This window comes from Falsirhodobacter sp. alg1 (assembly GCF_000739715.2).
GTDB lineage: Bacteria > Pseudomonadota > Alphaproteobacteria > Rhodobacterales > Rhodobacteraceae > Falsirhodobacter.
Window position 1 is genome coordinate 211,074 of the sequence record NZ_BBJC02000001.1, and the last position, 23,107, is coordinate 234,180.

Consider the following 23,107-nt stretch of genomic DNA (forward strand, 5'->3'; position numbering starts at 1 on the left):
TCCTATCGGGTTCAGGCTTTGGCCCCTTTGCGGCCAGAGCCGATCAGCGGGTTTGCTGTCGGGTCCAGTGGCCAGCGGGGGCGGGCCACCAAATCGGCGGGATCGATCGATCCCGCGCGGAATTTCTCGATCCCGGCATGCGCGATCATTGCCGCATTGTCGGTACAAAGAGAGAGGGGAGGCGCAATCAACGTGCCCCCGGCCTCCACGGCAACGGCCTGCAGCCGCGTACGGATCAGGGTATTGGAGGCAACACCGCCTGCTACGGCCAGAACCGGCGAAGGCCTGTCAAACAGCGCCAGCGCGCGGCGGGTTTTTTCGGCCAGAACATCGGCAACTGCAGCCTGGAACCCAGCGCATATATCGGCGCGATCCTGTGCATAAAGCCCGCCCTGCGCCGCGACCAATCGGTCCCGTTCCCGCAGCAATGCGGTTTTCAGCCCGGAAAAGCTCAGATCACATCCCGGGCGATCCAGCAGTGGGCGGGGAAAGGAGAACCGCTTCGGATCCCCGCTTTCTGCTTGTCCGGCCACGGCGGGGCCACCGGGTTGCGAGAGCCCCAGCAGCTTTGCCGTCTTGTCAAAGGCTTCACCCGGGGCATCGTCGATCGACCCGCCAAGCCTTGTGAACTTTTCGGGGCCATGCACGATCAGGAACTGGCAATGTCCGCCCGAAATCAGCAGCATCAGATAGGGGTAGGGGGTATTGTCGCTCAGGCGGGGTGTCAGCGCATGGCCTGCCAGATGGTTCACCCCCACCAGCGGCAGCCCCGTCGCCGCGGCCAGTCCGCGCGCGCACATCACGCCCGACAGGACACCGCCGATCAGCCCCGGCCCCGAGGTAACGGCAATCCCGTCCAGATCCGAAAGCGTTATGCCCGCCTGCTCCAAGGCTTGCTCGACACAGATATCCAACCGCTCGGCATGGGCCCGGGCCGCAATTTCAGGCACCACACCGCCGAAATCGGCATGCAGCGCCACTTGGCCCTCCACCACCGAGGATAGGATGCAAGAGCGGTCAGCCGCGCGCACCACAGCTGCGGCTGTATCGTCACAGCTGCTTTCGATGCCCAAAAAGGTAAGTGTGCCGGTCATAGCGCGCCCGTTGCGTGGGATTGGGGGCAGATGTAACCTGCCCGTCATGTTCCCGCAATGCCGCGCGCCAATCCTGCTGACCCGCCCCGCTGCGCAATCCGCGGCATTCCTGCGCATGCTGGGCGATGTGCCTGCTGTGATATCCCCGTTGACCGAGCCTGTGGTGCTTTCTGCGCATCTTCCCGATGCGGCTGCCGTCATCTTTACCTCGGGCACGGCCATTGCGGCGCTGGGGAATGTCCGGCCCGCCCGGCGTGCGTGGTGCGTGGGGGACAGGACGGCAGAGCTTGCCCGGGAGGCGGGATATGAGGCGCGCTCTGCCGCGGGAAATGCCGATGATCTGGTGGCGGCCATTCTGGCATCGGGTGATTCGGGTCCGCTGCTGCATGTACGGGGGCGTGCCAGCCACGGGAATGTTGCCCAAAGATTGAGCGATGCCGGATGTACGACGCATGAGGCCGTTGTCTACGATATGCGCCCCGTTCCATTGTCGCAGGCCGCGCGGGACCTGCTGCAGCAGGCCGGGCCGGTCATTGTACCATTGTTTTCCCCTGCAGGAGCCGTACGCTTGGCCAAAGAGCTGGGGGCACCCCTCGCATCCCTGTATCTGGCATGCCTGAGCGGGGCCGTCGCACAACGGGCCCCTGCCGCTGCACAAACCCTGATTGCCGCAAGGCCGGATGCGGCTGCAATGCGCGATCTTGTCCTTGCGATGCGAAAGGCTTGAGACATCAGCGCCATCGGACTAGTTTCAAAAGCAACAAGCGTGGCTGAATTGCAGTCACACACTGAAAAATTGAAAGGCACGGCATGGCAAAAGACGACTCCCGCCCCGAGAAAGCGGCCTCCGAGGCGAAGGATGTCTCCGCCAAGCCGTCCACTGCGACGGCCCCTGCCGGAGTGACGACGACGCCTGCAGCCACAGACAAACCCGTGGAAACGGCTGCCGACAAACCGGCCACAGCCGCAAAGCCGTTCGAAAAGCCAAAACCCGAGGCCAAGCCCGAGCCGGCCGCCAAGAAAACCGAAGTGAATACCGAATCCTCCGGCCCGCGTCCGGGTGAGCCGCCGAAACTGACCAAACCTGCCGAGCCGCATGCAACCCACACCTCGGAACGCCCGGTCTTTCTGCCCCTGGTTCTGGGCGGGGTGATTGCTGCCGTGCTTGGGTTCGGTCTGGCAAAATGGATCCCGGGCGGCTGGCCCATTCAGGACAACGCCCCGCTGCAGGCGGAAATCCAGCGTCAGGCCCAAGAGATCACGTCGCTTCGTGACCGCGTTGCCTCTATGACCATGCCAAATCTCTCTCCTCTGGAAGAGCGTCTGACCGCATTGGAACAGGCAAGCGGCACCACCCCCGAGGTTCAGGCGCAACTGGATGATCTGCGTGCCCGGATCGAGAGCGGTACGATTGCGCCGGACCTGCAACAGGCCATCGACCAGACGCAGCGTGAACTGGCGGATGCCCGCGCGCAGGCCGAACAGTTGCAGCAGCAGGCCGTGGAAACCGCACGGGGAACCACCGTATCTGCTGCGCTGGCACGGATTGCGGGGGCCATCGACGGTGGCACCCCGTTTGGTGCGGCAATCGAGGATCTTCGCAGCGCCGGGGTCGAAATTCCAGCCGCGCTGGGCGATGCCGCAACCGGTGTCCCATCGCTCAACGCGCTGGAGCAGGATTTCCCCGAAGCTGCCCGCAAGGCGCTCGACGCGTCCTTGCGCGCGGACAGCGGGGCAAGCTGGACTGATCGGGCTGGGGCATTCTTCCGGGCGCAGACCGGTGCACGGTCCCTGACCCCGCGTGAAGGGAATGGCGCGGACGCGATCCTGTCCCGTGCGGAATCCGCACTTCGTGGCGGTGATGTGGCAGGTGCCTTGGCGGAAATCGGCAATCTTTCTCTGGAGGGGCAGGCTGCCATGTCGGATTGGCGGGCCGATGCCGAAAAACGCACGGCGGCGGTCAACGCCCTTTCAGAAATGTCCTCCGGTGGGGAGGCGCAATAAATGCTCTGGTCCCTTATCAAGATCCTTGTCTTCATCGCGGTCATTGCCGTCCTGAGCCTGACAGCAAGCTGGATGCTGGACAACGGCACAGGGGTCCGCTTTGCGGTATCCGGATGGGAATTCACGCTGGGACCGGTGCAGGTTCTGATCGCCGCGCTGGTTCTGGTGGTCCTGCTTTGGATCGTGCTGAAGCTGGCCGGTGTTCTGGTGGCATTTCTGCGGTTCCTGAACGGCGATGAAACAGCGCTGAGCCGTCATTTCCATCGCAACCGTGAGGCCAAGGGCCGGGAAGCCCTGGGGGATGCCATTCTGGCTCTGGCCTCTGGTGAGCCCAAGCTGGCATTGAGCCGTGCCGAAAAGGCACACAAGCTGATGGATGACCCGGACATCACCACCTTGGTTCTTGCCCAGTCCGCCGAGCAGGCGGGCGACCGGCAGAAAGCCGAGGATGCATGGAAACGTTTGCTGGGCCATCAGCGCACCCGCTTCGTCGGCATTCGCGGCCTGCTGCGTCAGAAGCTGGACGAAGGGGATACGGGAACGGCGCTCAAACTGGCGGAACGTGCCTTTGCGCTGAAGCCGAAGCATCCGGAAACACAGGATGTGCTGCTGAAGTTGCAGGCGGAAAACTCCGATTGGCAGGGTGCCCGTCAGACGCTGGAAGCCAAGCGCAAAAGCGGGGCCTTGCCCAAGGCCGTCTATCAGCGGCGCGATGCGGTGCTCGCGTTGCAGCAGGCCCGGACGATCATGGAGGACAATGCCTCTATCGAAGCCCGCGAGGCCGCCATTGAAGCCAACAAGCTGTCGCCGGATCTGATTCCGGCCACCGTTCTGGCGGCGCGTACCTATATCGCGCAGGGCAATACGCGCCATGCCACGCGGATGCTGCGCAAGGCATGGGAGGTGCAGCCGCACCCCGATCTTGCCGCCGCCTTTGCCGAGATTGCTCCTGACGAAACCCCGCAGGAACGGGTCAAGCGATTCACCCCGCTGACCGAGGTGCATGCCGAAAACCCCGAGGCAATGATGCTGAAGGCGGAGCTGGCCATTGCTGCGGAAAACTTCCCCGAGGCGCGCCGGGCCATTGGCCGTTTGCCCTATGACCACCCCACGGTCCGTTCGTTGACGATCATGGCTGCGATCGAACGCGGCGAAGGGGCCGAGGACGGGGTTGTTCGCGGCTGGCTGACCCGCGCCCTGACGGCACCGCGGGGTCCGCAATGGTGCTGTGACAATTGCCAGACGGTTCATGCCCAATGGGCACCGTTCTGTGATCAGTGCAGCGGTTTCGATACGCTGTCGTGGCGTGAACCTGCAGATACCGCAGGGCCAAGTGCGACGGGGACAGAACTTCTTCCGCTGATCGTGGGAAGCCCGAAGGCTGCAAATGCCACGGTGGTCACGCCTGCTGCCGACACACCCGAAGTTGCAGAAACCGAAAAACCTGCAAATTAGGGCTTCACGACTGTGGTCGGGGGTGCTAAATCCCCGCCACCAGCGCCGGTGTAGCTCAGCTGGTAGAGCACATCATTCGTAATGATGGGGTCGGGGGTTCGAGTCCCTTCACCGGCACCACTTTCCCAAAAGGGAAAGGCCAGCACAAAAAGACCGCCCTATGGGCGGTCTTTTGCATTACAGCACCCTATACCCCGTGCCCTGCCATGCCACGATAGACAACGACAGCATACCGGCACAGCACATCGGTTTCATTCCGGAAGATGCAATCGTTCGGGGGCCCGAGTTCCAGACAATCCCCTTCGGCCATCTCGTGCCGGGTCTGCCCTTCGATGAAAACGAGATTCCCTTCCAGCACCCAAACCAGATGTGTCCGGTTCAGATAGACCGAGGCGGGAAACGAGGCTTGCTTTCCAGCGGGAAAATCAACGCTGACGATATCGATAGGGGCCGCCGTGCCGGGGGAGACATGCCTGCGCAGATAGCCTGTTACCGGGTCCTGCCAGATGGGTTGGTCCGCCTTGCGCAACAGTTGGCCGTCCTGCATTTCGGCGCGCACCATCAGGGTGGACATGGTGATCCCGAAGGCCCCGGCCAATCGTGCCAAAAGGGTTGCCGTCGGACTGGCGCCCCCGCGCTCCACCTTATGGATCATGGCGCGCGAGACACCGGATTTTTCTGCCAGATCGGTCAGGGACCAACCGCGCAGTTCACGCTCTATCTTGATCCGCGCCCCGATGCGTTTGTCCACATTGTCTATCATTCGCCGCTCCGCATCCCGATACGATCACCTGTGTCCTCAGGAAAGAGTGCAAGCACAAGGCCGCTGGCGCTTGACGCATCGCGTGTGTTTCCTATGGTGAATTAAAGTAACACTATAATAGACGATTCGAGTCGTCAGGAACAGGGGTCCAATATGCCGCGTGAAATCCGTCTGAACGCTTTCGATATGTTTTGCCCGGGGCATATCCAGCAGGGGCTATGGACCCACCCGCAAGATCAATCCGTTCGCATGAACGACATCAGATACTGGATGGAATATGCACAGCGGCTGGAGAAGGGGTTGTTCGACGGCATCTTCTTTGCCGATGTCCTTGGGGTCTATGATGTTTTTGGCGGCAGCCCCGATGCGGCGGTGCGGAACGCGGTTCAGATCCCGGCCAATGATCCCTCCATCGTCATCCCGGCCATGGCCGCTGTGACCAAGCACCTCGGTTTCGGCATCACCTGCAATCTGACCTACGAGCAGCCGTTCCTGTTTGCCCGGCGCATGTCCACCTTGGACCATCTGACAGGCGGGCGGATCGGCTGGAATATCGTGACCGGCTATCTGGACAGTGCAGCGCGCGCGATCGGCCTGAAGGGGCAGACGGCGCATGATGACCGTTACGATCTTGCGGATGAATTCATGTCGCTGGTCTACAAGCTGTGGGAAGGGTCGTGGGACGATGATGCACTGGTGATGGATCGGGAAGCCGGCGTATTCGCAGATCCGGCCAAGGTACGCACGATCCATCACGAAGGCCCGCAGTACAAGGTGGATGCGATGCATCTCTGCTCCCCCTCGCCGCAACGGACTCCGGTTCTCTATCAGGCGGGATCATCCGATCGGGGCCGCAGGTTTGCGGGCACCCATGCGGAATGCGTGTTCGTGAACGGCCAGAAAAAGGAAGATGTGAAGGCGATCGTTTCGGACATCACCTCGCGCGCCGTGGCGAACGGGCGCGCAGCCGAAGATATCAAGCTGTTTCTGGGGGCCACCCTGATCATTGGCCGGACAGAGGCAGAGGCGCAGGAGAAATTCGCCGAATACCGCCGCTATGCCAGTTCCGAGGCGGCCCTGGTCCATGCGGCAGCGTCGATGGGGATCGACTTTTCCAGATACGATCTGGACGAACCGATCGAGACGGGAAAAAGTCAGGCCATCGTTTCGAACATCGCCATCATGAACAAGGCCGCAGGCCCGAAATGGACACGGCGCAAACTGCTGGAGCAGATGGTTCTGGGCAGCCGCCAGACCCCATGGGTCGGTTCGGCGGAACAGATTGCCGATACCATGATCTGTTGGAGCGAGGAGACCGGCATCGCGGGTTTCAACCTGTCCCGCACGGTTACCCCGGCCAGCATTGATGATGTCATCGATATGCTGGTTCCGGTTTTGCAGGAAAGGGGGGTCTATAAAACGTCCTATACTGATGGCACATACCGTGAAAAACTGTTCGGACATGCCCGTCTGCCGGCCAGCCACACCGGCGCCAGCCATAACCGCAGCCATCTGCCGCAGTGATGTGATTGCGCGCTAGGGTGTTCGCCATTACGCAGCGCAGTGTTGATAGGGCCGATCGGCCACGGGCATCCATCCGCCCACAGGGGAATGAACATCATGGCAGGGGCGGATATGCAGGACACGACGTTCGTGCGCGACAAACGGGCCTCGTTGCTCTTGCTGCTGGCGGCGCAGGTGCTGGCGATGAGCGTGTGGTTTTCTTCGGCTGCGGCCATTGCCGATATCAAGCTGACCTATCAGATCAGCCCCGTGGCCGAGGCGCTGCTGACAAGCGCCGTCCAGATCGGATTCGTGATCGGGACGATCGTGTCGGCACTGCTGGGGCTGGCGGACCGCTATGACCCGCGCCGCCTGTTCGCCCTTTCGGCAGGCATCGCAGCGGTGGCCACCGGCACGCTGGTGGTTCTGGAGCCGACGGGCGGGGTGGTGATCGCGCTGCGCATCCTGACGGGGGTCTGCATGGCAGGGGTCTATCCTGTGGGCATGCGCCTGGCCGCGACATGGGCCAAGGGGGATATCGGGCTGTTGATCGGGCTTTTGGTCGGGGCGCTGACGCTGGGATCGGCCAGCCCGCATCTGCTGGCTGCCTTTGGCGGGCTGGGCTGGCAATCCATCTACGGAGCTGCCACCGTGGCGGCGATTGCGGCGTCGGTGCTGATCTGCTTCGTAAGGGTCGGCCCGAACATGAAACGCGCGGCCCGTATCGAATTTTCCCGCTTTTCCGAGAGCTGGCGCCGCCCGGCCGTGCGCAAGGCCAACCTCGGCTATCTTGGTCACATGTGGGAACTCTATGCCATGTGGGCATGGCTGAGCCTGTTCCTGCACCAGTCCTTTGCCGCGCGCGGTATGGAGGATGGCAATATCAAGGCGGCCACGCTGACCTTCGCCGCCATCGCATCTGGTGCAATCGGATCATGGCTGGGCGGCGTTCTGGCGGACCGATACGGGCGCACCACCGTCACAATGACGGCCATGGCCATCAGCGGACTGTGCGCGGCCACGGCAGGCTGGCTGTTCGAGGCACCTCTGTTGATGCTGGTCCCCGTCATCATCGTCTGGGGCATTACCGTCATCGCGGATTCCGCCCAGTTTTCGGCCTCGGTTGCCGAACTGGCAGAGCCGGAGGCGGTCGGTACCCTGCTGACGGTGCAAACCTGTGCCGGATTCCTGCTGACCCTGGGCAGCATCCAGATGGTCCCGCTGGTTTTGCCGCATCTGGGCTGGACGGGTGCCTTTTCGATTCTGGCCGTGGGGCCGTTTCTGGGCTGCATCGCCATGTGGCGGCTGCGCCGGGATCCCGAATCCCGCCGTCTGGCAGGCGGGCGCAGATAGCGATACATCCCGCCTGTCCAAAGGCTTGAAACCAGGCGGCGGCCTTTGATTGCGCAAGAAAAATACGGGCAACATGGTCAGGATGTCCAAGGACAAGTTGCCCAGTCCACGTTCCGGATTACGTAGCGTAACGTAACGACCGTGCTCTTTTTCGCGCAAGTAACAGCCGAGGTACCGCCATGACGGCAGAGCTTCTCGCCCGCTTTCAGTTCGCCTTTACAGTTTCATTCCACATCATCTTTCCCGCTTTTTCCATCGGGCTTGCCAGCTATCTTGCGGTGCTGAACGCGCTGTGGCTGTCAACGGGAAACCAGACCTATCTGACGCTTTTCAACCATTGGAAAAAGATCTTCGCCGTCGCCTTTGCCATGGGCGTCGTGTCGGGCATCGTGATGGCGTATCAGTTCGGTACGAACTGGTCGGTGTTTTCCGACAGGGCGGGGCCGGTCGTCGGCCCGTTGATGGCCTATGAGGTTCTGACGGCCTTCTTTCTGGAGGCGGGTTTCCTCGGGATCATGCTGTTCGGACGCAAGCGCGTGGGGGACGGGTTGCACATGTTCGCAACTGCCATGGTGGCCATCGGAACACTCATCTCCGCCACATGGATCCTGTCGGTGAACAGCTGGATGCAGACGCCGGCCGGCTTTTCCATTTCCGATACCGGCCAGTTCATCCCCGAGGATTGGTGGGCGATCGTGTTCAACCCGTCTTTCCCGTACCGGCTGGTGCATATGGTGCTGGCAGCCTTTCTCACCACCGCGCTGGTCGTCGGGGGAACAGGGGGGTACCACCTGTTGCGGGACAATTCGAACCCCGCCACGCGCAAGATGTTTTCCATGGCAATGTGGATGCTGGTCGTTGTCGCCCCCCTGCAGATCCTTGCAGGGGACCAGCATGGCCTGAATACGCTGGAACATCAGCCTGCCAAGGTCATGGCGATGGAGGGGCATTTCGACAGCCACCCTGACGGTGCGCCTTTGTATCTGTTCGGCATTCCGGATCAGGACGCGGGCGTATTGCGCTATGCCGTGGGCATTCCCAAACTTTCCAGTCTGATCCTGAAGCATTCGTTCAATGCGCCGCTGGAGGGGTTGAACACGATCCCGCGCGAGGATCAGCCCCCCGTCATGGTGGTGTTCTGGTCGTTCCGCGTCATGATCGCCATCGGCTTTGCCATGCTGGGGCTTGGCCTCTGGTCGCTGCTCGCGCGGTGGAAAGGACGGCTTTATGAATGGAGCCTGATGCACCGGGCAGCCATCGTCATGGGCCCTGCCGGGTTCATTGCCGTTCTGGCAGGCTGGATCACCACCGAGGTGGGCCGCCAGCCCTTTACGGTATACGGGTTCCTGCGCACCTCCGAAAGCCATTCGGGCCTGAACGCAAGCGCCGTCGGCACATCCCTGATCGCGTTCATCGTGGTGTATTTCTTCGTTTTCGGCGCAGGCACGTTCTACCTTCTGCGCATGATGCACAAGTCGCCGGGCACCCCGAACCTGGGTCTGCGCGACGGTCCGATCCGGACTGCCGGTATTACGCCCGGCCTGACCGAAGATCCGAAAAATCGCGAGGATTGAGACATGCTTGGATTTGACCTTTCGACGATTTGGGCGGGACTTATCGCCTTTGCCGTCCTGACTTATGTGGTGCTCGACGGCTTCGACCTCGGCGTGGGGATCCTGTTTCCCTTTGCCAAGGATGAAAAGGAACGGGACGTGATGATGAACTCGGTCGCGCCCATCTGGGACGGGAACGAGACCTGGCTCGTACTTGGCGGGGGCGGGCTGTTCGCAGTGTTTCCGCTGGCCTATTCCATCGTGATGCCGGCGCTGTACATGCCGATCATCGCCATGCTTCTGGGCCTGATCTTTCGCGGTGTGGCGTTCGAATATCGCTGGCGGACGGTCCGGTGGAAACGGCTGTGGGATTACGCCTTCTTCGGCGGTTCGTTGATGGCCGGTGTGTGCCAGGGGCTTGCCTTGGGTGGATTGGTGCAGGGGATTGAGGTGCAGGGCCGTTCCTATGCCGGCGGCACATGGGACTGGCTGACGCCTTTTTCCGTATTGGTCGGATTGGCGGTGCCCACGGGCTATGCGCTGTTGGGTGCCACATGGCTGAACATGAAGCTGGTCGGGCGGGTACAGCAGCACATGCGCAGTCTGGCCCAGCCGTTCGGGGTGGCGACGCTGCTGTTCATGGGGGCTGTCAGCCTTGCGACCCCCTTTCAGAATGACGCCTATCTGAACCGCTGGTTCGGCTGGCCGATGGAGATATGGACCGTTATCGTGCCGTTGTTGGTGCTGCTGGTGGTCTGGCGCGGCCGTAAGGGGTTGGTGCGGGGGGATGATGTAGCGCCGTTCCTTTGTGCGCTATCCTTGTTCGTGCTGGCATTCATCGGTATCGGCATCAGCTTTTTCCCGATGATGGTGCCTCCGACCCTGACCATTGCCGAGGCGGCGGCCCCCGAAAGCAGCCTGTATTTCGCTTTGGTTGGAACGCTGGTCATGGTACCGATCATCCTTGCCTATAGCGGCTACAGCTATTGGGTATTCCGCGGCAAGATCGACCCCGAAGAGGGGTACCACTGATGCGGTGGCTGCGGCGGCTGGGATGGTTCGGGTTGTTATGGCTGGGCGGCGTTCTTGCAGTGGGCATTGTCGCTTTTGCCATACGATCGGTTCTGATGTGATGCGAAGGCCTCCGTTCCGGGGGCCTTTTTCATGAAAATACACTTCCAGAATATATCATACAGAAATCTGCGGATTCCTCTGAATTCTACGTAATCCATCAGATAGGTTATTGCGTAAAATTACGGCCATACTAGTATGACCGAAGAATCAGGGAGGGTTCGTATGGAGGAAGGTGTACGCCAGCGGCGCCCGCGTCGCCTGGGCGCGCTTACGCTCGCGACAATGTCACGGGCAGAGCAGCCGCGCACAGCGACGCTGATTTATCGAGAGCTTTACGATGACATCGTGAATCTGCGTCGTCCGCCGAATACGCCATTGCCGGAACGTGATCTGTCCGCCCATTTCGGGGTCAGCAGAACGCCGCTTCGCGAAGCGCTTCTGCGATTGGCCGATGAGGGGCTGGTGGTAATCTATCCGCAGGTCGGCACGTTCGTGGCCCGCATTCCGGTGCGTGTCCTGTACGAGAGCATCAGGATCCGGCGCGCGCTGGAAGTGGTCATGGTACAGGAGGCGGCTATGAAGATGGACCGTCAGACGACCGCCAGCCTTGACGAGAACATGACCCTGATCAATGCCGCCCGGGCTGATGGCAACAATCTGGAATTCCATCGCCTTGATAACGATTTTCACCGGATCATCCGCGATTTCTCCGGTCTGCGCACGTTCATTTCGACCGTGGATACGGTGCGTGCCCAGATCGACAGGTATCGGCTGACAACGCTGCCGCAACCCGGCCGTCTGGCACGGGTGATTGAGGAGCATGTGACCATTCGTGACGGTCTGGTGGCGCGTGATGCCGCTGCCGCAGCGCAGGCGCTGGAGATGCATCTGGGCCAGATGCTGACCGAGATCGAAATGGCCGGAAACAACAATCCGGAATATTTTCTCGATGACCGGGAAGGAGAAACTCCATGACCCCCTTTGATCTGACAGGCCGTGTTGCTGTCATCACCGGTGCCAACACGGGCATAGGCCAAGGCATTGCGCTGGCTTTGGCACAGGCCGGAGCCGATATCGTCACGGTGGGCCGCTCCGCAGCGGATGAAACACTTGCGATGCTGCCGGATTCGGTCCGGCACCATGATATTCGCGCCGATCTGTCTTCGGCCGCGCCAACTGCCGGGATCGTGGAGGAGGCAATTTCCAGAATGGGCCGGATCGACATTCTGGTGAACAACGCCGGCATCATCCGCCGTGCGGATTCGGTCGATTATACCGAGGCCGATTGGGATGCGGTGATGGATACGAACCTGAAATCCCTGTTTTTCCTGGCGCAGGCCGCAGGCCGGACGATGATCGCGCAGGGCAGCGGAAAAATCATCAACATTGCCTCGCTCCTGTCATTCCAGGGGGGGATCCGCATTCCCGCCTATACGGCGGCCAAAAGCGGTGTGGCCGGTCTGACGCGCCTTCTGGCCTGTGAATGGGCTGAAAAGGGCGTCAACGTGAATGCCATCGCCCCCGGCTATATCGATACGAACAATACCACCGATCTGCGCAACGACCCCGATCGGAACGCCAGTATTCTGGCGCGCATCCCTGCGGGGCGTTGGGGCAAGCCCTCCGATATGGGCGGGGCTGCGGTGTTTCTGGCTTCTTCTGCGTCTGACTACATCAACGGGGCTGTTCTACCGGTGGATGGTGGATGGCTGGCTCGTTGATCGCTGCTTTTTTGGGAAAGCTCGATGAATGAATTACGAATTCGATTTTGCGGCCCTCGCGCCCTATTGGCAGAGCTTTCTGGCAGGCGCGTGGGTAACAATCCAGCTGACCGTGGTGTCCGTTGCATTGGGGCTGGTGATCGGCGTGCTATGCGCCGTGGCCCGCCGGTCGGGGGTTCGCAGCCTTCGTATGGCGGCGGGGGCCTATATTGAAACGGTGCGGAATACACCGTTCATCGTCCAAATTTTCTTCATATTCTTCGGCCTGTCCTCTATCGGCCTGCGCCTGCCCATCCTGTGGGCTGCGGTTTTTGCCCTAGTTATCAATGTCGGGGCCTATGCGGCGGAAATCATCCGCGCCGGGATGGATGCCATTCCTTATGGCCAGATCGAGGCGGCTGAAGCCTTGGGTCTGACCAAGTTCCAGATCTACCGTGACGTCATCATCATGCCGGCCATCGAAAAGGTGTACCCGTCGTTGACCAGCCAGTTCGTCCTGATGATGCTGACCACCTCCATCACATCGCAGATCTCGGCCGAGGAGCTGACGGGTGTGGCCAATAACATCCAGTCGAACACGTTCCGCTCGCTGGAGACATATGTGGTCGTCGGTTTGCTTTATATCGGCATTACATTTCTGATGAGGGGTGCATTCTGGGCCCTGGGCCAGATTGCCTTTCCGCGTCGGCGCAGGCTGGGGCTTCTGTGATGGGTGATTTCAGCTCCGGTCATATGATATATCTGCTGAACGGCCTCATGTGGACCGTTCTGCTTTCGATGCTGGCAATGCTGTTGGGCGGGATCGCGGGGTTTGCCGTCATGCTGGCCCGAATCTCGCAACGCCGCTGGCTACGACGGATCTCGCTGGGATATGTCCAGATCGTGCAGGGAACACCGCTGCTGATCCAGATGTTCCTGATGTACTTTGGCCTCGGCGTCGCGGGGATAGAGGTGCCTGCGCTGGTGGCCGCGGCCCTTGCGATGATGATCTACTCCTCGGCCTATCTGGGGGAAATCTGGCGCGGGTCGGTCCTGTCAATCGATAACACGCAGTTCGAAGCGGCCGAAACGCTGGCCCTGACCCGTTGGCAATCTTTGGTCGATGTGATCCTGCCGCAGGCCTTGCGGATCGCGACGCCGCCGACGGTCGGGTTTACGGTGCAGCTGGTAAAAAACACATCCCTCGCCTCGGTCGTAGGGTTCCTGGAGCTGACGCGGTCGGCTCAGGTCATCAACAACTCATTATTCGAGCCGTTCCTTGTCTTCGGTATCGCGGCGGTGCTGTATTTCGCCGTCTGCTATCCGCTGTCGCTCTGGAGCCGCATTTTGGAAAGGAAGCTCAATGCCGGCCGCCGTCAAGCTTGAGAATGTTGTTAAGAGGTTTGGCGCCCTGGAGGTATTGAAAGGCATTTCTTTCGATATCGAGGCAGGCCAGGTGGTGGCGCTAATCGGCGCCTCCGGCTCGGGCAAGTCCACGGCCCTGCGTTGCATCAACCGGTTGGAGCAGATCCAGAGCGGCACCATCGAGGTGTGCGGCCACCGGGTCGAGGATCCGGCACTGGACCCGCGCAGTCTGCGGCAGGATGTGGGGATGGTTTTCCAGTCCTATAACTTGTTTCCGCACATGACCGTGGGGGAAAACGTGATGCTGGCGCTGAAGCGCGTCAAGCGTATGGACAGATCCGCCGCGCGCAAGGTGGCAGAGCGTGTTCTGCGGCAGGTCGGACTGGCCGAGAAGATCGACAACTATCCCGAACAGCTCTCGGGTGGGCAGCAGCAGCGCGTGGCGATTGCCCGAAGCCTTGCCATGGCCCCCAAGGTGATGCTGTTCGACGAGGTAACCTCTGCGCTGGACCCGAAACTGACGGGCGAAGTGCTGCGCGTCATGGAGGATCTGGCAAAGGCCGGCATGACGATGGTTGTCGTCACGCACGAAATGGCCTTTGCCCGCCGTGCCGCCGACAAGGTTATCTTCATGCATCAGGGCCACGTTCACGAAGTGGGCGATGCCTCGATCCTGACGACCCCCGAAACCCCCGAATTGCGCGAGTTTCTGGATCACGATCTTTAATCTTTGGGAGGAGATTACGATGAGGCTTATGACACTGGTCGCGGCCTTCGCGCTTTGTGCAGGGGCGGCGCATGCCGACCTGGCGGATATCAAGGCCGCCGGAAAAATCCGCATCGCCGTGGCGATGGGTATTCCACAATATTCCTATATCGACAGTTCCATGCACTCCACCGGTTCGGATGTGGAAACCGCCCGCCGGATCGCGGCAGATCTGGGGGTGGATCTGGAACTGATCGAGATCACGAATGCCGCCCGTGTGCCGACCGTTCAGACGGGTAAGGCAGATCTGGTGGTATCCTCGCTGGGCATCACGGACGAGCGTAAGAAGGCCATCGATTTCTCGGTGCCCTATGCAACGCTGGCAATCATCGTGGCCGCCCCCGAGGATGTCGACATCAAGAACTATGCCGATCTGACGGGTAAACGTGTCGGCGTGACGCGTGCCACCACGAATGATCAGGATCTGGCCGCAAATGCCACGGGTGTGGATATCATGCGGTTCGAGGATGATGCCACCCTGATCACCGCCGTCATATCCGGGCAGGTCGATATCCTGTCCAGCCAGCCGACCGTTCTGGCCGGTATCAATGCCAAGCGCGGCGGAACGCCGATCGAGGTAAAGTTCGTCCAGAAAGAAACCAACCTCGGGATCGGGATGGCCAAGGGCAACCCCGAACTGGAGGCCTGGACAAACGACTGGATCAAGACGCATTTTGCCGATGGTTCATTGCGCGAACTGTTCAGCGAATTCCATCATCGGGATCTGCCGGATGATCTGACCTCGCGGTAATATTGCCGCGAAAAAGATGTTGTTCTGCAAACATACCGCGCAGCTTATGGCTGCGCGGTTTTTTCATGGTTTTTGAGGCCGGACACCTGCCTACGGGCCGGAATGTCCATGCAGGCCTGTTTTGTCATGATGTGCCGAATATCGCATACCGCCAGTACGAAGGGCGGTTATGGAAATGCGCCTTTTCCCCTTGGTCGGCCCCTTCATGGCGATGCCTGCCGGTTGGTTGAAAGGCGTGGTTTCCGCTCATTTCCATGAACGTCCGTATTTACGCGAGCAAGGATCGGCAATACATCCTGCCGGAATATATCTTTCCACATACAGGGCATTACTGGTCTTGTGGGCAGAAGAAATGGTTCGATCTGATCGACGACCGACATATCTACGGAACAGGTCCGCCCGGTGTGCGGGGCCGCATGAAGGGTCATGGCAATGTCCAAACACGAGATTCTGGCAACTTTGCGCACAGCCTTGGCCCGCCGCAAAGGGCTGGTGGGCCGCGTGGAGCGGGTGGAGGATGGCCGTATCCTGGGATGGGCGATCGACCGTCGCAAACCTGAAGAGCCTGCTGTCCTGCAGTTGGTGATCGATGGTGCCGTCAGAAAGACCTTTACCGCCGAGCTGGAGCGGAGCGACGTGGCCGCGGCCGGTTTTCCGCGCCGGGAGTGCGGCTTTGATCTGCCCCTGCCGTCGGGCGCTGCGGGGCGTGTTGTCATCCGTTTTGCCGATGGTAGCCCCTTGGCCGGAAGCCCCGGTTCGGGTGTAGCCATGGGCGGCGTTCGGCGGGGCAAGGCGCCCTCGAACAGTGGCATGGTCGAACGGCTCGGGCCTTCCGACGTGTCCGGATGGCTTGCGGATCCTGAAAAATCCGGTCGCATCATGGATGTCTGCCTGCTGGTGGATGGCGAGCCGGTTCTGACCGCTGCCGCGGATATGGAGCGGAAGGATGTGGCCCGTTCGAGGCAGGCGCCGCTGCATTGCGGGTTCCGATTTGCCCTGCCGCGAACCATTTTCGATGGTAAGCCGCATAAGGTGCAGGTCGTGGAAAATGAATCCGGTGCGGTCATTTCAGGTGGCGAGGGTGTTCTGAACAGCCATGCCGAGGGCGTGGCCTTCTTCCTACCCAAGACCAGCGCCATCGGCGGCTGGGTCCGCCCTTCGGACGCATTCAACCTGCAGTTTGATGACGGTGATATCGAAACCCTGACCGCTGCACTGCCCATTCCCGGCCTTGGTGCGCCAAGCGGCGGGTTCGAGGTAGCCATTCCGCCATCCTTGATGGATGGAAACTGGCACACCGCGCATGTTACGCATCCGTTCTCGGGCATTCCGCTGGATGGTAGCCCCATCTCCTTCCGGACCGAGGCGCAGCCCCATGCCCTGCTTCGGGATGTGCAGCTGATCGGGCGGCGGTTTCACGCCCGTATGACCGACCATACCGGCGCACCGCTGACCCCTGCCGCGCACATCGAGATCGACGGAGCGAATTTGCCGTTCCTGTCCTCTCCTGCGCGGGCCAGCGATGATTTGCGGGCATTCAACACACTGTCCTTTCCCGTACCGCGGGGGGCACAGCGCATCGTGGTTCGTGCGCCCGATGATGGTACGCTTCTGGGCGAGTGGGCGATAGAGGCGGATGGCCTGCGCCGCATCGACGACAGCGTGGCCGATCCGGGGCGGGAGATTTCGGCCCGTACATTGGCCGACCCCGCGCTGATCGAAGGGGCGCGCGCCCGTTTTGCCGAATTCTGTGATCCGGCCCTGCCGCCAAACGCCCTGTTCGATGCACGATGGTATGGCCTGACGTATATGGGCCGCGATGACGTCCCCCATGCCGAGGCTTTGGCAGATTATGCCCGCAGCGGTGCCGCGCTGGGCCATTCGCCATCCCCGCTGTTTGATGAGGATGGCGTGCGTCGTGCCTATCCCGCCCTTGCCGATGCGATTGCGGCAGGGCAGGTTCCGACGGCCCTGGCGGTCCATCTGCATCTGGGTGTTCTCAATACCGTACCGGACATGTCCGGTTTTGATGCGCCCACGGGCTTTGTACCACGGGCTGTGGCGGATGATCCGCCGTTGCCGCCCCCTACATGGCAACAACGCGCAGTGGACAGCGTCTATCAGGCATGGATGACGCGCCTTGATATCGATGCCGAACAGACCGCACTGCTGCGCGAGGATGAAATGGCAGCCCGGCAGTGGCTGGACGGGACGCGCCTTGCCCACCGTCCGAAGGTCAGCATCATCATGCCGACCTTCAACCGCGCGCATACCATCGCGGATGCCATCCAGAGCGCACTCGATCAGACCTATGACAATTTCGAGCTGTTGATCTGCGATGACGCCAGCGAGGACAAGACGGCGGAGGTTGTCCGCCAGTTTACCGATCCGCGTATCCGCTATATGCCCTTTGCCAAATCGAACGGCGCCGAAACGCGCAACAAGGGGCTTCGGTTCGCCACCGGCGATATCATCGCCTATCTTGACAGCGACAACCTGTGGCACCCGATCTTTCTGGACGTGATGGTGCGGCGGCTGCTGGAAAACCCCGGCCGTGCCATTGCCTACTCTGCGTTTCTGGATACGGAAACCGTCGGATCGCGGGTGGAGCTTGCCTCTATCACGCGTCCATCCTTCCGCCCGGTGCAATTGTCGGCGCGCAATTTCATGGATCTGAACACGATCGTGCATCACCGCCATGTCTATGACTGGCTGGGCGGGTTCGATCCCACGCTGCCACGGCTGCAGGATTGGGACCTGATGCTGCGCTATACCTCGGTATTCCAGCCGGTATTCGTGAATCATGCGCTGGTCTATTATCGCCGTAACGTGGCATGGGGGCAGGTGACGCATCTGTTCCTGAATTCGGGCGCGCAGGATTTCGTGAACCGCAAGACCATTGCCCGTCTGGATGACGGCCATGTCCGCCTTGCGATCGATTGGGCGGGGCGTGCGTCCCTGACTGTTCTGGCAGCCCCCGGGGCGGCATCTACGGGTTTGGCGGCTGATTTTGCACGGCATGCAACGCCGGTCGCCTCGGTCACGCTTTGTGCCGACAGCCGGCCCGGGTGGTTGCCCGACGATGTGCAGTATGAGCCGACGAAATTGCACACAGTGGAAGAGGTGCATACCTGGGCCTATGCACTGCCGGATGCCGTCACCCAAGGGCCCATGGTCTGTATCGGATTCGGGGCGGAAATGCTTGCGGCGCTTCGTGAGGCGCTGCCCGCCACGCAGCTGTTCAGCCCCGATACGGCACGGGACGGCCTGTCCCTGACGGATGGTCGGCAGCGCTTTCATATCGGAACATTGGGCTTCGGTCCGGCGCCCGCAGCGCCGGCGGATCCGGCACCGCTGCTGCTGATTCCGGAGGATCCTGACCGGCTTTCGGATATTGCCAAGACGGCAAAGGCATTCGACATGCCGATCCTTGTTCCACCTGTTCAGGGTGGCGCGGCATGGTCGCTGTTCCCCGTCAGCGGCGCCCGGCCCGAGCGTCTGTCCGAGGCCGAAGGGCTGCGCCTTGCCCAGGCTGCGGCCCGTGCAGTGGCAGTGGCTGTGCCCATCGATACCATCGCCCCCGAACTCTTTGCATTGGTCTCGGCAGTGCAGGGCCGCAGTGTACCGGTGGCGCTGGTTTCCGGCCCCATGGCCGATGATCTGATCGAGGCGAAGTGTGCCTTCCGTATCCTCCGGCCCGAACCGGCATGGATTGGCGACAAGATCAGCAAGATCCTGAACGGGGCCGACAAGGACCGCCTTGCGAATGCGGCAGAAAAGGCGTGGCGCATCGCGCTGCATCCGCAGCTGACACGAGAGCGCGTGGCAGCCTTCGTCTTTGCCCAGACCGAACGTGAATCCTTCCCCGAGGTGCAGCATGTCGAGGGGTAAGCAGGCTCCGCGCATCGTTCCCGTCCTGCACAACGGCCTGATCCTGTTCGATGCGGCGGGCACGGATGTACGGCTGACGCTGGACGGTGCTGTTGTTGCCTCCGCCGGCGGGCGGGCTTCGGTTCAGACGCCGGATAATGAAACCATCACCCTCGGGTTGGATACCGAAAGCCATTCACCGGTCACCATTCGGCAGGGGGGATGGTCCGGGCAGATCGGGCATGTGGCGGGTCGCATTGTCACCGGGGTGGCGCAGGACCTGCAGAATCCGGATCGGCCTGTGGCGGTGGTTGCTTTTTCCGGTCCGAATATCCTGGCCTATGCCTGCGCGGATGACGAAGGCCGTTTTCGCCTGATCCTGCCGCAGATCGAAGATGGGCCGATTGCGGTCCATATCGGCATTGCGGGTTCCGATTATCTGCTGGCGGGCGGCCCGATTGCTGCGGGCAAGGGGCGCAAGGCCCCCGTCCGTGCCGCACGCAAGGCTGCGCGGACGCTGCGTATCAAGATTGCGACGCCGAACCTCAAGGAAGCCCCGATGTGGGGGGACTATCACTTTGCCAATTCGTTGCGTGTGGCGATGGAACGACTGGGCCAACGGGCCAGCGTGGATACCCATGATGCATGGTATTCCCGCCCCGAGGATCAGGATATCGCATTGGTTCTGCGCGGGCGCATCCGCTATGTCACCAACCCTGATGATATCAACCTCATGTGGCTGATCTCCCACCCCGACCGGATCGAGACGGGGGAGTTCGACGATTACGACCACGTGGCGGTGGCGTCCGATATCTATGCCGCCCGTTTGCAATCGCAGGGCGTCGCGCATGCCAGCACGTTGCATCAGGCAACCGATGCGGTCCTGTTCGGCAAGCAGCCTGAAATGCCGCGTATTCCGGCCAGTCTGTTCGTTGGCAATTCCCGCCGTGAATACCGGACGATGGTGCGCTGGTGCATTCAGCGGCGGCTACCGTTGGAGCTGTATGGCGGTGGTTGGGATGGTGTGGTCGATCCTGCACTGGTGCGGGCCCCCAGCATCGCCAATGCGGATCTGCCGCAGTTCTATGCGTCGCATCTGGTGCTGCTGAACGATCATTGGGACAGCATGCGGACCAACGGCTTCTTGTCGAACCGGCTGTTTGACGGCAGCGGAACGGGCACGCCGATCCTGACCGACAGTGTGGCGGGGCTGGAAAAGGTGTTCGGCGATACCATCAGCACTGCGGATGACATTGATGCCTTTGCCGCCGGGATCGAGGACTGCCTGGCGCATCCGGGCCAATGGCTGGCCCGCGCGGCAGAGGCGCGCCGTATCGTTCTGGGCGCACATACCTTTGACCATCGTGCCGCGCAGATCATAGAGATGATCGAACGGGCCAGCTGATCATCCCTGCAGGGCGGCCTGCAGGCGGGCCGCCATATCGTCATCCGCCGCAAAGGGCACGACATGCCCATTGGGCGCAGCGGCAACCGCTTCGGCCTGTGCGCCCAAGGCGAAGCAATAGACCGGCAGGCCGGTTACCAAAGCCTCATGCGTGGCAAAGGAGAATGTCTCGGGCCAGATGGAGGGTATCAGCCAGCGGCCAATACCGTATCGCTCTACCAAAGCGGGAATTTCCTCATGCCGATAGGTGCCGTGAACCGTCACGGACGGCGGCAGGACGAATGCCGGGTCCACATGCCCCAATACCACGATCCGCTGCTGGGGCATGCGCTTTGCCAGATCTACCAGTACCGCTGCCCCTTTTTGCGCGCCGGTGTTGCCCAGTACCGCAATGGTTTGCCCGGCCGGGGGGCAGGGGCGGGGGACCGAAAGCAGGGCATGCGGTTTCACCGTCAGGTCTGCATCGGGCCAGACCGCGGCCACCAAGGCGCGGCTGTCCTCGGAAAAGACGGTGATACGGGTCGCCCGGTCGATCAACACCTTCCACGCGGCCTGCCATTCCGACAGGGGAATGAGGGTGCCATCAGCGCGTTTCGCCTGATGGGCGCGATCGGTGCTGGTTTCCCCATCCGGGGCCCCGCGATAACGCCCGTCCGCATCCAGCAGCGTGTATGAGGGCGAAAGCGGATAGAAATCGTGAAACAGGACCTCCACTTCATCTGTCGGAGAGGGGGCGAGGGTACAGAGCAACGCGGGCAGGGCCAGAGGGTCCGTATCCCCCACACCGCAGCCGTATACTACGCGGCGGCGGTCCAGCGGTGCCAGCAGCCTGTGGATCAGGGCGATATCATCTGTCATCCCCTCTACCAGCCCCGAGGCGGTCCGCACCTCGATGCGCCAGCGAAGGGCACCACCGACCCGCAGGATGACTGCGCCGCCGGTTTCGGCAATCTCGGCCTCTATCCGGCGCTGCAGATACATCTCGGAGCCGCCCCCCAGGGTATGGGCCAGATGGACAGGCACCGGCGCGCCTGCGGCACGTGCGGCAACAAAGCCGATGGCCAGCGCCAGCCGTGTGGTCAGCATCGGGTCATTCTGGATAAAGCGTTGCACTTCCAGATCATAACCCGGATAGCGGTCGGCCACGATGGCGTTGTTGGCCAGTACCAATGCGCGCTTGGCATCCGAGCCGAAGCTTTCGCCGCCGCGATGTTCGACGAACAGGTCGGCAATGCCCACATGCCGCCCGCCTGCCGCGCGGGCTTTCTGGCACCAATCGACCTCTTCACCGTAGCCGCGCCCGAAGACGGTATCGAAATCCGGAATCCGTTCCAGCATGGCCGGTGCGATGGCCATGCAAAAGCCGACACCTGTCGGGGCCTCGACAGGCTCGGTTGCGCCAAGTGCCCGGGCGATCCGGTCGATCCGGTCGCCCTCGCCCGCGCGCAGGGGGGTGCGGACACATAGCGCGGGGGTGGAAAAGATTTCGGCATCATTCGACATTGGCGTAACCGATGCGATCCCTGCATCCCCCAGCGGCCGCAGCAGACGGGAGGCCCAACCCTGTGGCACGAAGGCGTCGGAATTCAGCAGCACCACCGGATCCCCGAAGCCCCGCGCGATGGCAAACGCGCGATTCACGCTGCCGATAAAGCCGAGATTGGTTTCGTTTTCGATCAGGCTCACAGCCTCGCGCCCCTTGGCCCAGTCCTGCAGGAAGGGGCGTACAGCGGCATCGGTCGAGCAATCCTCGATCACGATCAGCCGCCACGGCAGATCCGTATTGCGGACCACGCGGTCCAGCACCTCGGGGAGCAGATCGAACGCATTGTAGACGGGCAGGATGATGGTCACGCGCGCATCTTCTGCCGGTGCGGGGTGGGGCGGGCACTCCAACGCTTCGGCCTGCAGGGGCAGGACCGGGGGGTGCGTGTCCAGACCAAGTGCGGTTTTCACCCGCGCCCGCGCTGCTGCGTCGCGGGCAAAGCGCCACCGCAGGATATCGGGGGTGGCAAGTGCCATCCGCAGGGTAAAGCCGGGCATCATGCGGGCCTGCGCATGACGGCGGCGCAGAACGCCCGGTTCCGGCAAGTCGATAACCGTATCGGGTTGACCTGCAAATGCCAGACGAAGTGATCCGGCCAGACGGTAGGCCGGAACCTGCAGGTGGAACCTGGGCCGGGTGCTGTCGGCCCCCGCTGCAGGCCGCATGGCGGCCCGTGCGCCTTCGGGCGATGACAGGGTTACCGCGCGGGCCGTGCTCCATCCGGATACGTGCAACTGACCGGCACGAAAGGCCAGATGCTCGACCTCGCCCAGGGCGGTACCCGACGCATCCTGCAGCGCAAAGCCGGGTTGCGAGATATCCAGATGACGCAGCGCGTATCGGCCAAAAACACGGCGAAATACGCCCAGATATCTCACGTCGTCACCTCATCATCACCCTTTGCC

Annotated in this window: 19 protein-coding genes and 1 tRNA gene; 17 read left to right on the forward strand and 3 right to left on the reverse strand. The window is 61.8% G+C overall.

Translation table 11 applies throughout. The annotated features are described in order from the left end of the window. Positions 1–11: 11 nt before the first annotated feature. On the reverse strand, positions 12–1,094 hold the full coding sequence (gene tsaD, locus TR36_RS01030; protein WP_062762115.1) for a tRNA (adenosine(37)-N6)-threonylcarbamoyltransferase complex transferase subunit TsaD: 1,083 nt from the start codon (positions 1,092–1,094) through the stop codon (positions 12–14). Positions 1,095–1,140: 46 nt separating this feature from the next. On the opposite strand from tsaD, the gene TR36_RS01035 reads away from it, so the two are divergent. The 4 genes from TR36_RS01035 to TR36_RS01050 all read left to right on the forward strand — a co-directional run bounded on the left by TR36_RS01035 (position 1,141) and on the right by TR36_RS01050 (position 4,673). Continuing rightward, entirely contained in the window at positions 1,141–1,821 is a 681-nt protein-coding gene (locus TR36_RS01035) for a uroporphyrinogen-III synthase (RefSeq protein WP_045388349.1), read from the forward strand. Between the two features lie 83 nt (positions 1,822–1,904). Beyond that, positions 1,905–3,098 (forward strand): COG4223 family protein, encoded by a 1,194-nt coding sequence (locus TR36_RS01040; RefSeq protein WP_062762117.1) that lies wholly within the window; start codon positions 1,905–1,907, stop codon positions 3,096–3,098. Beyond that, positions 3,099–4,553 (forward strand): heme biosynthesis protein HemY, encoded by a 1,455-nt coding sequence (locus tag TR36_RS01045; protein ID WP_067397882.1) that lies wholly within the window; start codon positions 3,099–3,101, stop codon positions 4,551–4,553. 44 nt (positions 4,554–4,597) lie between these two features. Further along, positions 4,598–4,673: transfer RNA gene (locus tag TR36_RS01050), tRNA-Thr, on the forward strand. Between the two features lie 67 nt (positions 4,674–4,740). On the opposite strand, the gene TR36_RS01055 is transcribed toward TR36_RS01050, so the two are convergent. Continuing rightward, the gene (locus TR36_RS01055; protein WP_062762120.1) at positions 4,741–5,316 is read right to left on the reverse strand and encodes an XRE family transcriptional regulator; all 576 of its coding nucleotides are present in this window, start codon (positions 5,314–5,316) and stop codon (positions 4,741–4,743) included. Between the two features lie 153 nt (positions 5,317–5,469). Between TR36_RS01055 and TR36_RS01060 the strand changes: the two genes are divergently transcribed. The 13 genes from TR36_RS01060 to TR36_RS01115 all read left to right on the forward strand — a co-directional run bounded on the left by TR36_RS01060 (position 5,470) and on the right by TR36_RS01115 (position 20,656). Further along, the gene (locus TR36_RS01060) at positions 5,470–6,840 is read left to right on the forward strand and encodes an LLM class flavin-dependent oxidoreductase (RefSeq protein WP_062762122.1); all 1,371 of its coding nucleotides are present in this window, start codon (positions 5,470–5,472) and stop codon (positions 6,838–6,840) included. Positions 6,841–6,927: 87 nt separating this feature from the next. Then, the gene (locus TR36_RS01065; RefSeq protein WP_237763491.1) at positions 6,928–8,172 is read left to right on the forward strand and encodes a nitrate/nitrite transporter; all 1,245 of its coding nucleotides are present in this window, start codon (positions 6,928–6,930) and stop codon (positions 8,170–8,172) included. Between the two features lie 179 nt (positions 8,173–8,351). Beyond that, positions 8,352–9,746 carry a cytochrome ubiquinol oxidase subunit I gene (locus tag TR36_RS01070; RefSeq protein ID WP_045388341.1) on the forward strand — a complete coding sequence of 465 codons (1,395 nt, stop codon included), beginning with the start codon at positions 8,352–8,354 and terminating at the stop codon, positions 9,744–9,746. A 3-nt stretch (positions 9,747–9,749) separates the two neighbouring features. Next, positions 9,750–10,757 (forward strand): cytochrome d ubiquinol oxidase subunit II, encoded by a 1,008-nt coding sequence (cydB, locus tag TR36_RS01075; RefSeq protein ID WP_045388339.1) that lies wholly within the window; start codon positions 9,750–9,752, stop codon positions 10,755–10,757. Then, a complete protein-coding gene (locus tag TR36_RS15425) occupies positions 10,757–10,858 on the forward strand; it encodes a DUF2474 family protein (RefSeq protein WP_153010457.1) in 102 nt (33 codons plus the stop codon). Before cydB ends, TR36_RS15425 begins: the two co-directional genes overlap by 1 nt. Positions 10,859–11,021: 163 nt before the next feature. Beyond that, entirely contained in the window at positions 11,022–11,774 is a 753-nt protein-coding gene (locus TR36_RS01080) for a GntR family transcriptional regulator (RefSeq protein ID WP_045388337.1), read from the forward strand. Then, complete coding sequence (gene kduD / locus TR36_RS01085) at positions 11,771–12,520, forward strand: 2-dehydro-3-deoxy-D-gluconate 5-dehydrogenase KduD (RefSeq protein ID WP_045388335.1); 750 nt, start codon at positions 11,771–11,773, stop codon at positions 12,518–12,520. The genes TR36_RS01080 and kduD overlap by 4 nt, the downstream gene beginning before the upstream one ends. A gap of 28 nt (positions 12,521–12,548) precedes the next feature. Further along, entirely contained in the window at positions 12,549–13,229 is a 681-nt protein-coding gene (locus TR36_RS01090; protein WP_045388333.1) for an amino acid ABC transporter permease, read from the forward strand. Continuing rightward, positions 13,229–13,885, forward strand: a complete 657-nt coding sequence (locus TR36_RS01095; protein ID WP_045388330.1) for an amino acid ABC transporter permease — start codon at positions 13,229–13,231, stop codon at positions 13,883–13,885. The genes TR36_RS01090 and TR36_RS01095 overlap by 1 nt, the downstream gene beginning before the upstream one ends. Continuing rightward, the gene (locus TR36_RS01100) at positions 13,863–14,591 is read left to right on the forward strand and encodes an amino acid ABC transporter ATP-binding protein (protein WP_045388328.1); all 729 of its coding nucleotides are present in this window, start codon (positions 13,863–13,865) and stop codon (positions 14,589–14,591) included. Before TR36_RS01095 ends, TR36_RS01100 begins: the two co-directional genes overlap by 23 nt. A 19-nt stretch (positions 14,592–14,610) precedes the next feature. Next, complete coding sequence (locus TR36_RS01105) at positions 14,611–15,381, forward strand: transporter substrate-binding domain-containing protein (RefSeq protein WP_045388326.1); 771 nt, start codon at positions 14,611–14,613, stop codon at positions 15,379–15,381. Between the two features lie 432 nt (positions 15,382–15,813). Then, positions 15,814–19,272, forward strand: a complete 3,459-nt coding sequence (locus TR36_RS01110) for a glycosyltransferase family A protein (protein ID WP_062762124.1) — start codon at positions 15,814–15,816, stop codon at positions 19,270–19,272. Continuing rightward, positions 19,259–20,656 carry a glycosyltransferase gene (locus tag TR36_RS01115; RefSeq protein ID WP_045388321.1) on the forward strand — a complete coding sequence of 466 codons (1,398 nt, stop codon included), beginning with the start codon at positions 19,259–19,261 and terminating at the stop codon, positions 20,654–20,656. The genes TR36_RS01110 and TR36_RS01115 overlap by 14 nt, the downstream gene beginning before the upstream one ends. Here TR36_RS01115 and TR36_RS01120 read toward each other — a convergent pair whose 3' ends face one another. Then, a complete protein-coding gene (locus TR36_RS01120; RefSeq protein ID WP_062762127.1) occupies positions 20,657–23,080 on the reverse strand; it encodes a glycosyltransferase in 2,424 nt (807 codons plus the stop codon). Between the last annotated feature and the right edge of the window lie 27 nt (positions 23,081–23,107).

Bases quoted from the DNA above. Each gene is read 5' to 3' on its own strand.
- TR36_RS01060 (WP_062762122.1), top strand. From the start codon at position 5,470: ATGCCGCGTGAAATCCGTCTGAACGCTTTCGATATGTTTTGCCCGGGG.
- TR36_RS01040 (WP_062762117.1), top strand. From the start codon at position 1,905: ATGGCAAAAGACGACTCCCGCCCCGAGAAAGCGGCCTCCGAGGCGAAG.
- TR36_RS01105 (WP_045388326.1), top strand. From the start codon at position 14,611: ATGAGGCTTATGACACTGGTCGCGGCCTTCGCGCTTTGTGCAGGGGCG.
- TR36_RS01065 (WP_237763491.1), top strand. From the start codon at position 6,928: ATGAACATCATGGCAGGGGCGGATATGCAGGACACGACGTTCGTGCGC.
- TR36_RS01045 (WP_067397882.1), top strand. From the start codon at position 3,099: ATGCTCTGGTCCCTTATCAAGATCCTTGTCTTCATCGCGGTCATTGCC.
- TR36_RS01035 (WP_045388349.1), top strand. From the start codon at position 1,141: ATGTTCCCGCAATGCCGCGCGCCAATCCTGCTGACCCGCCCCGCTGCG.
- TR36_RS01090 (WP_045388333.1), top strand. From the start codon at position 12,549: ATGAATTACGAATTCGATTTTGCGGCCCTCGCGCCCTATTGGCAGAGC.
- TR36_RS01070 (WP_045388341.1), top strand. From the start codon at position 8,352: ATGACGGCAGAGCTTCTCGCCCGCTTTCAGTTCGCCTTTACAGTTTCA.
- TR36_RS01055 (WP_062762120.1), bottom strand. From the start codon at position 5,316: ATGATAGACAATGTGGACAAACGCATCGGGGCGCGGATCAAGATAGAG.
- tsaD (WP_062762115.1), bottom strand. From the start codon at position 1,094: ATGACCGGCACACTTACCTTTTTGGGCATCGAAAGCAGCTGTGACGAT.
- cydB (WP_045388339.1), top strand. From the start codon at position 9,750: ATGCTTGGATTTGACCTTTCGACGATTTGGGCGGGACTTATCGCCTTT.
- TR36_RS01100 (WP_045388328.1), top strand. From the start codon at position 13,863: ATGCCGGCCGCCGTCAAGCTTGAGAATGTTGTTAAGAGGTTTGGCGCC.
- TR36_RS01080 (WP_045388337.1), top strand. From the start codon at position 11,022: ATGGAGGAAGGTGTACGCCAGCGGCGCCCGCGTCGCCTGGGCGCGCTT.
- TR36_RS01110 (WP_062762124.1), top strand. From the start codon at position 15,814: ATGTCCAAACACGAGATTCTGGCAACTTTGCGCACAGCCTTGGCCCGC.
- TR36_RS15425 (WP_153010457.1), top strand. From the start codon at position 10,757: ATGCGGTGGCTGCGGCGGCTGGGATGGTTCGGGTTGTTATGGCTGGGC.
- kduD (WP_045388335.1), top strand. From the start codon at position 11,771: ATGACCCCCTTTGATCTGACAGGCCGTGTTGCTGTCATCACCGGTGCC.
- TR36_RS01115 (WP_045388321.1), top strand. From the start codon at position 19,259: ATGTCGAGGGGTAAGCAGGCTCCGCGCATCGTTCCCGTCCTGCACAAC.
- TR36_RS01095 (WP_045388330.1), top strand. From the start codon at position 13,229: ATGGGTGATTTCAGCTCCGGTCATATGATATATCTGCTGAACGGCCTC.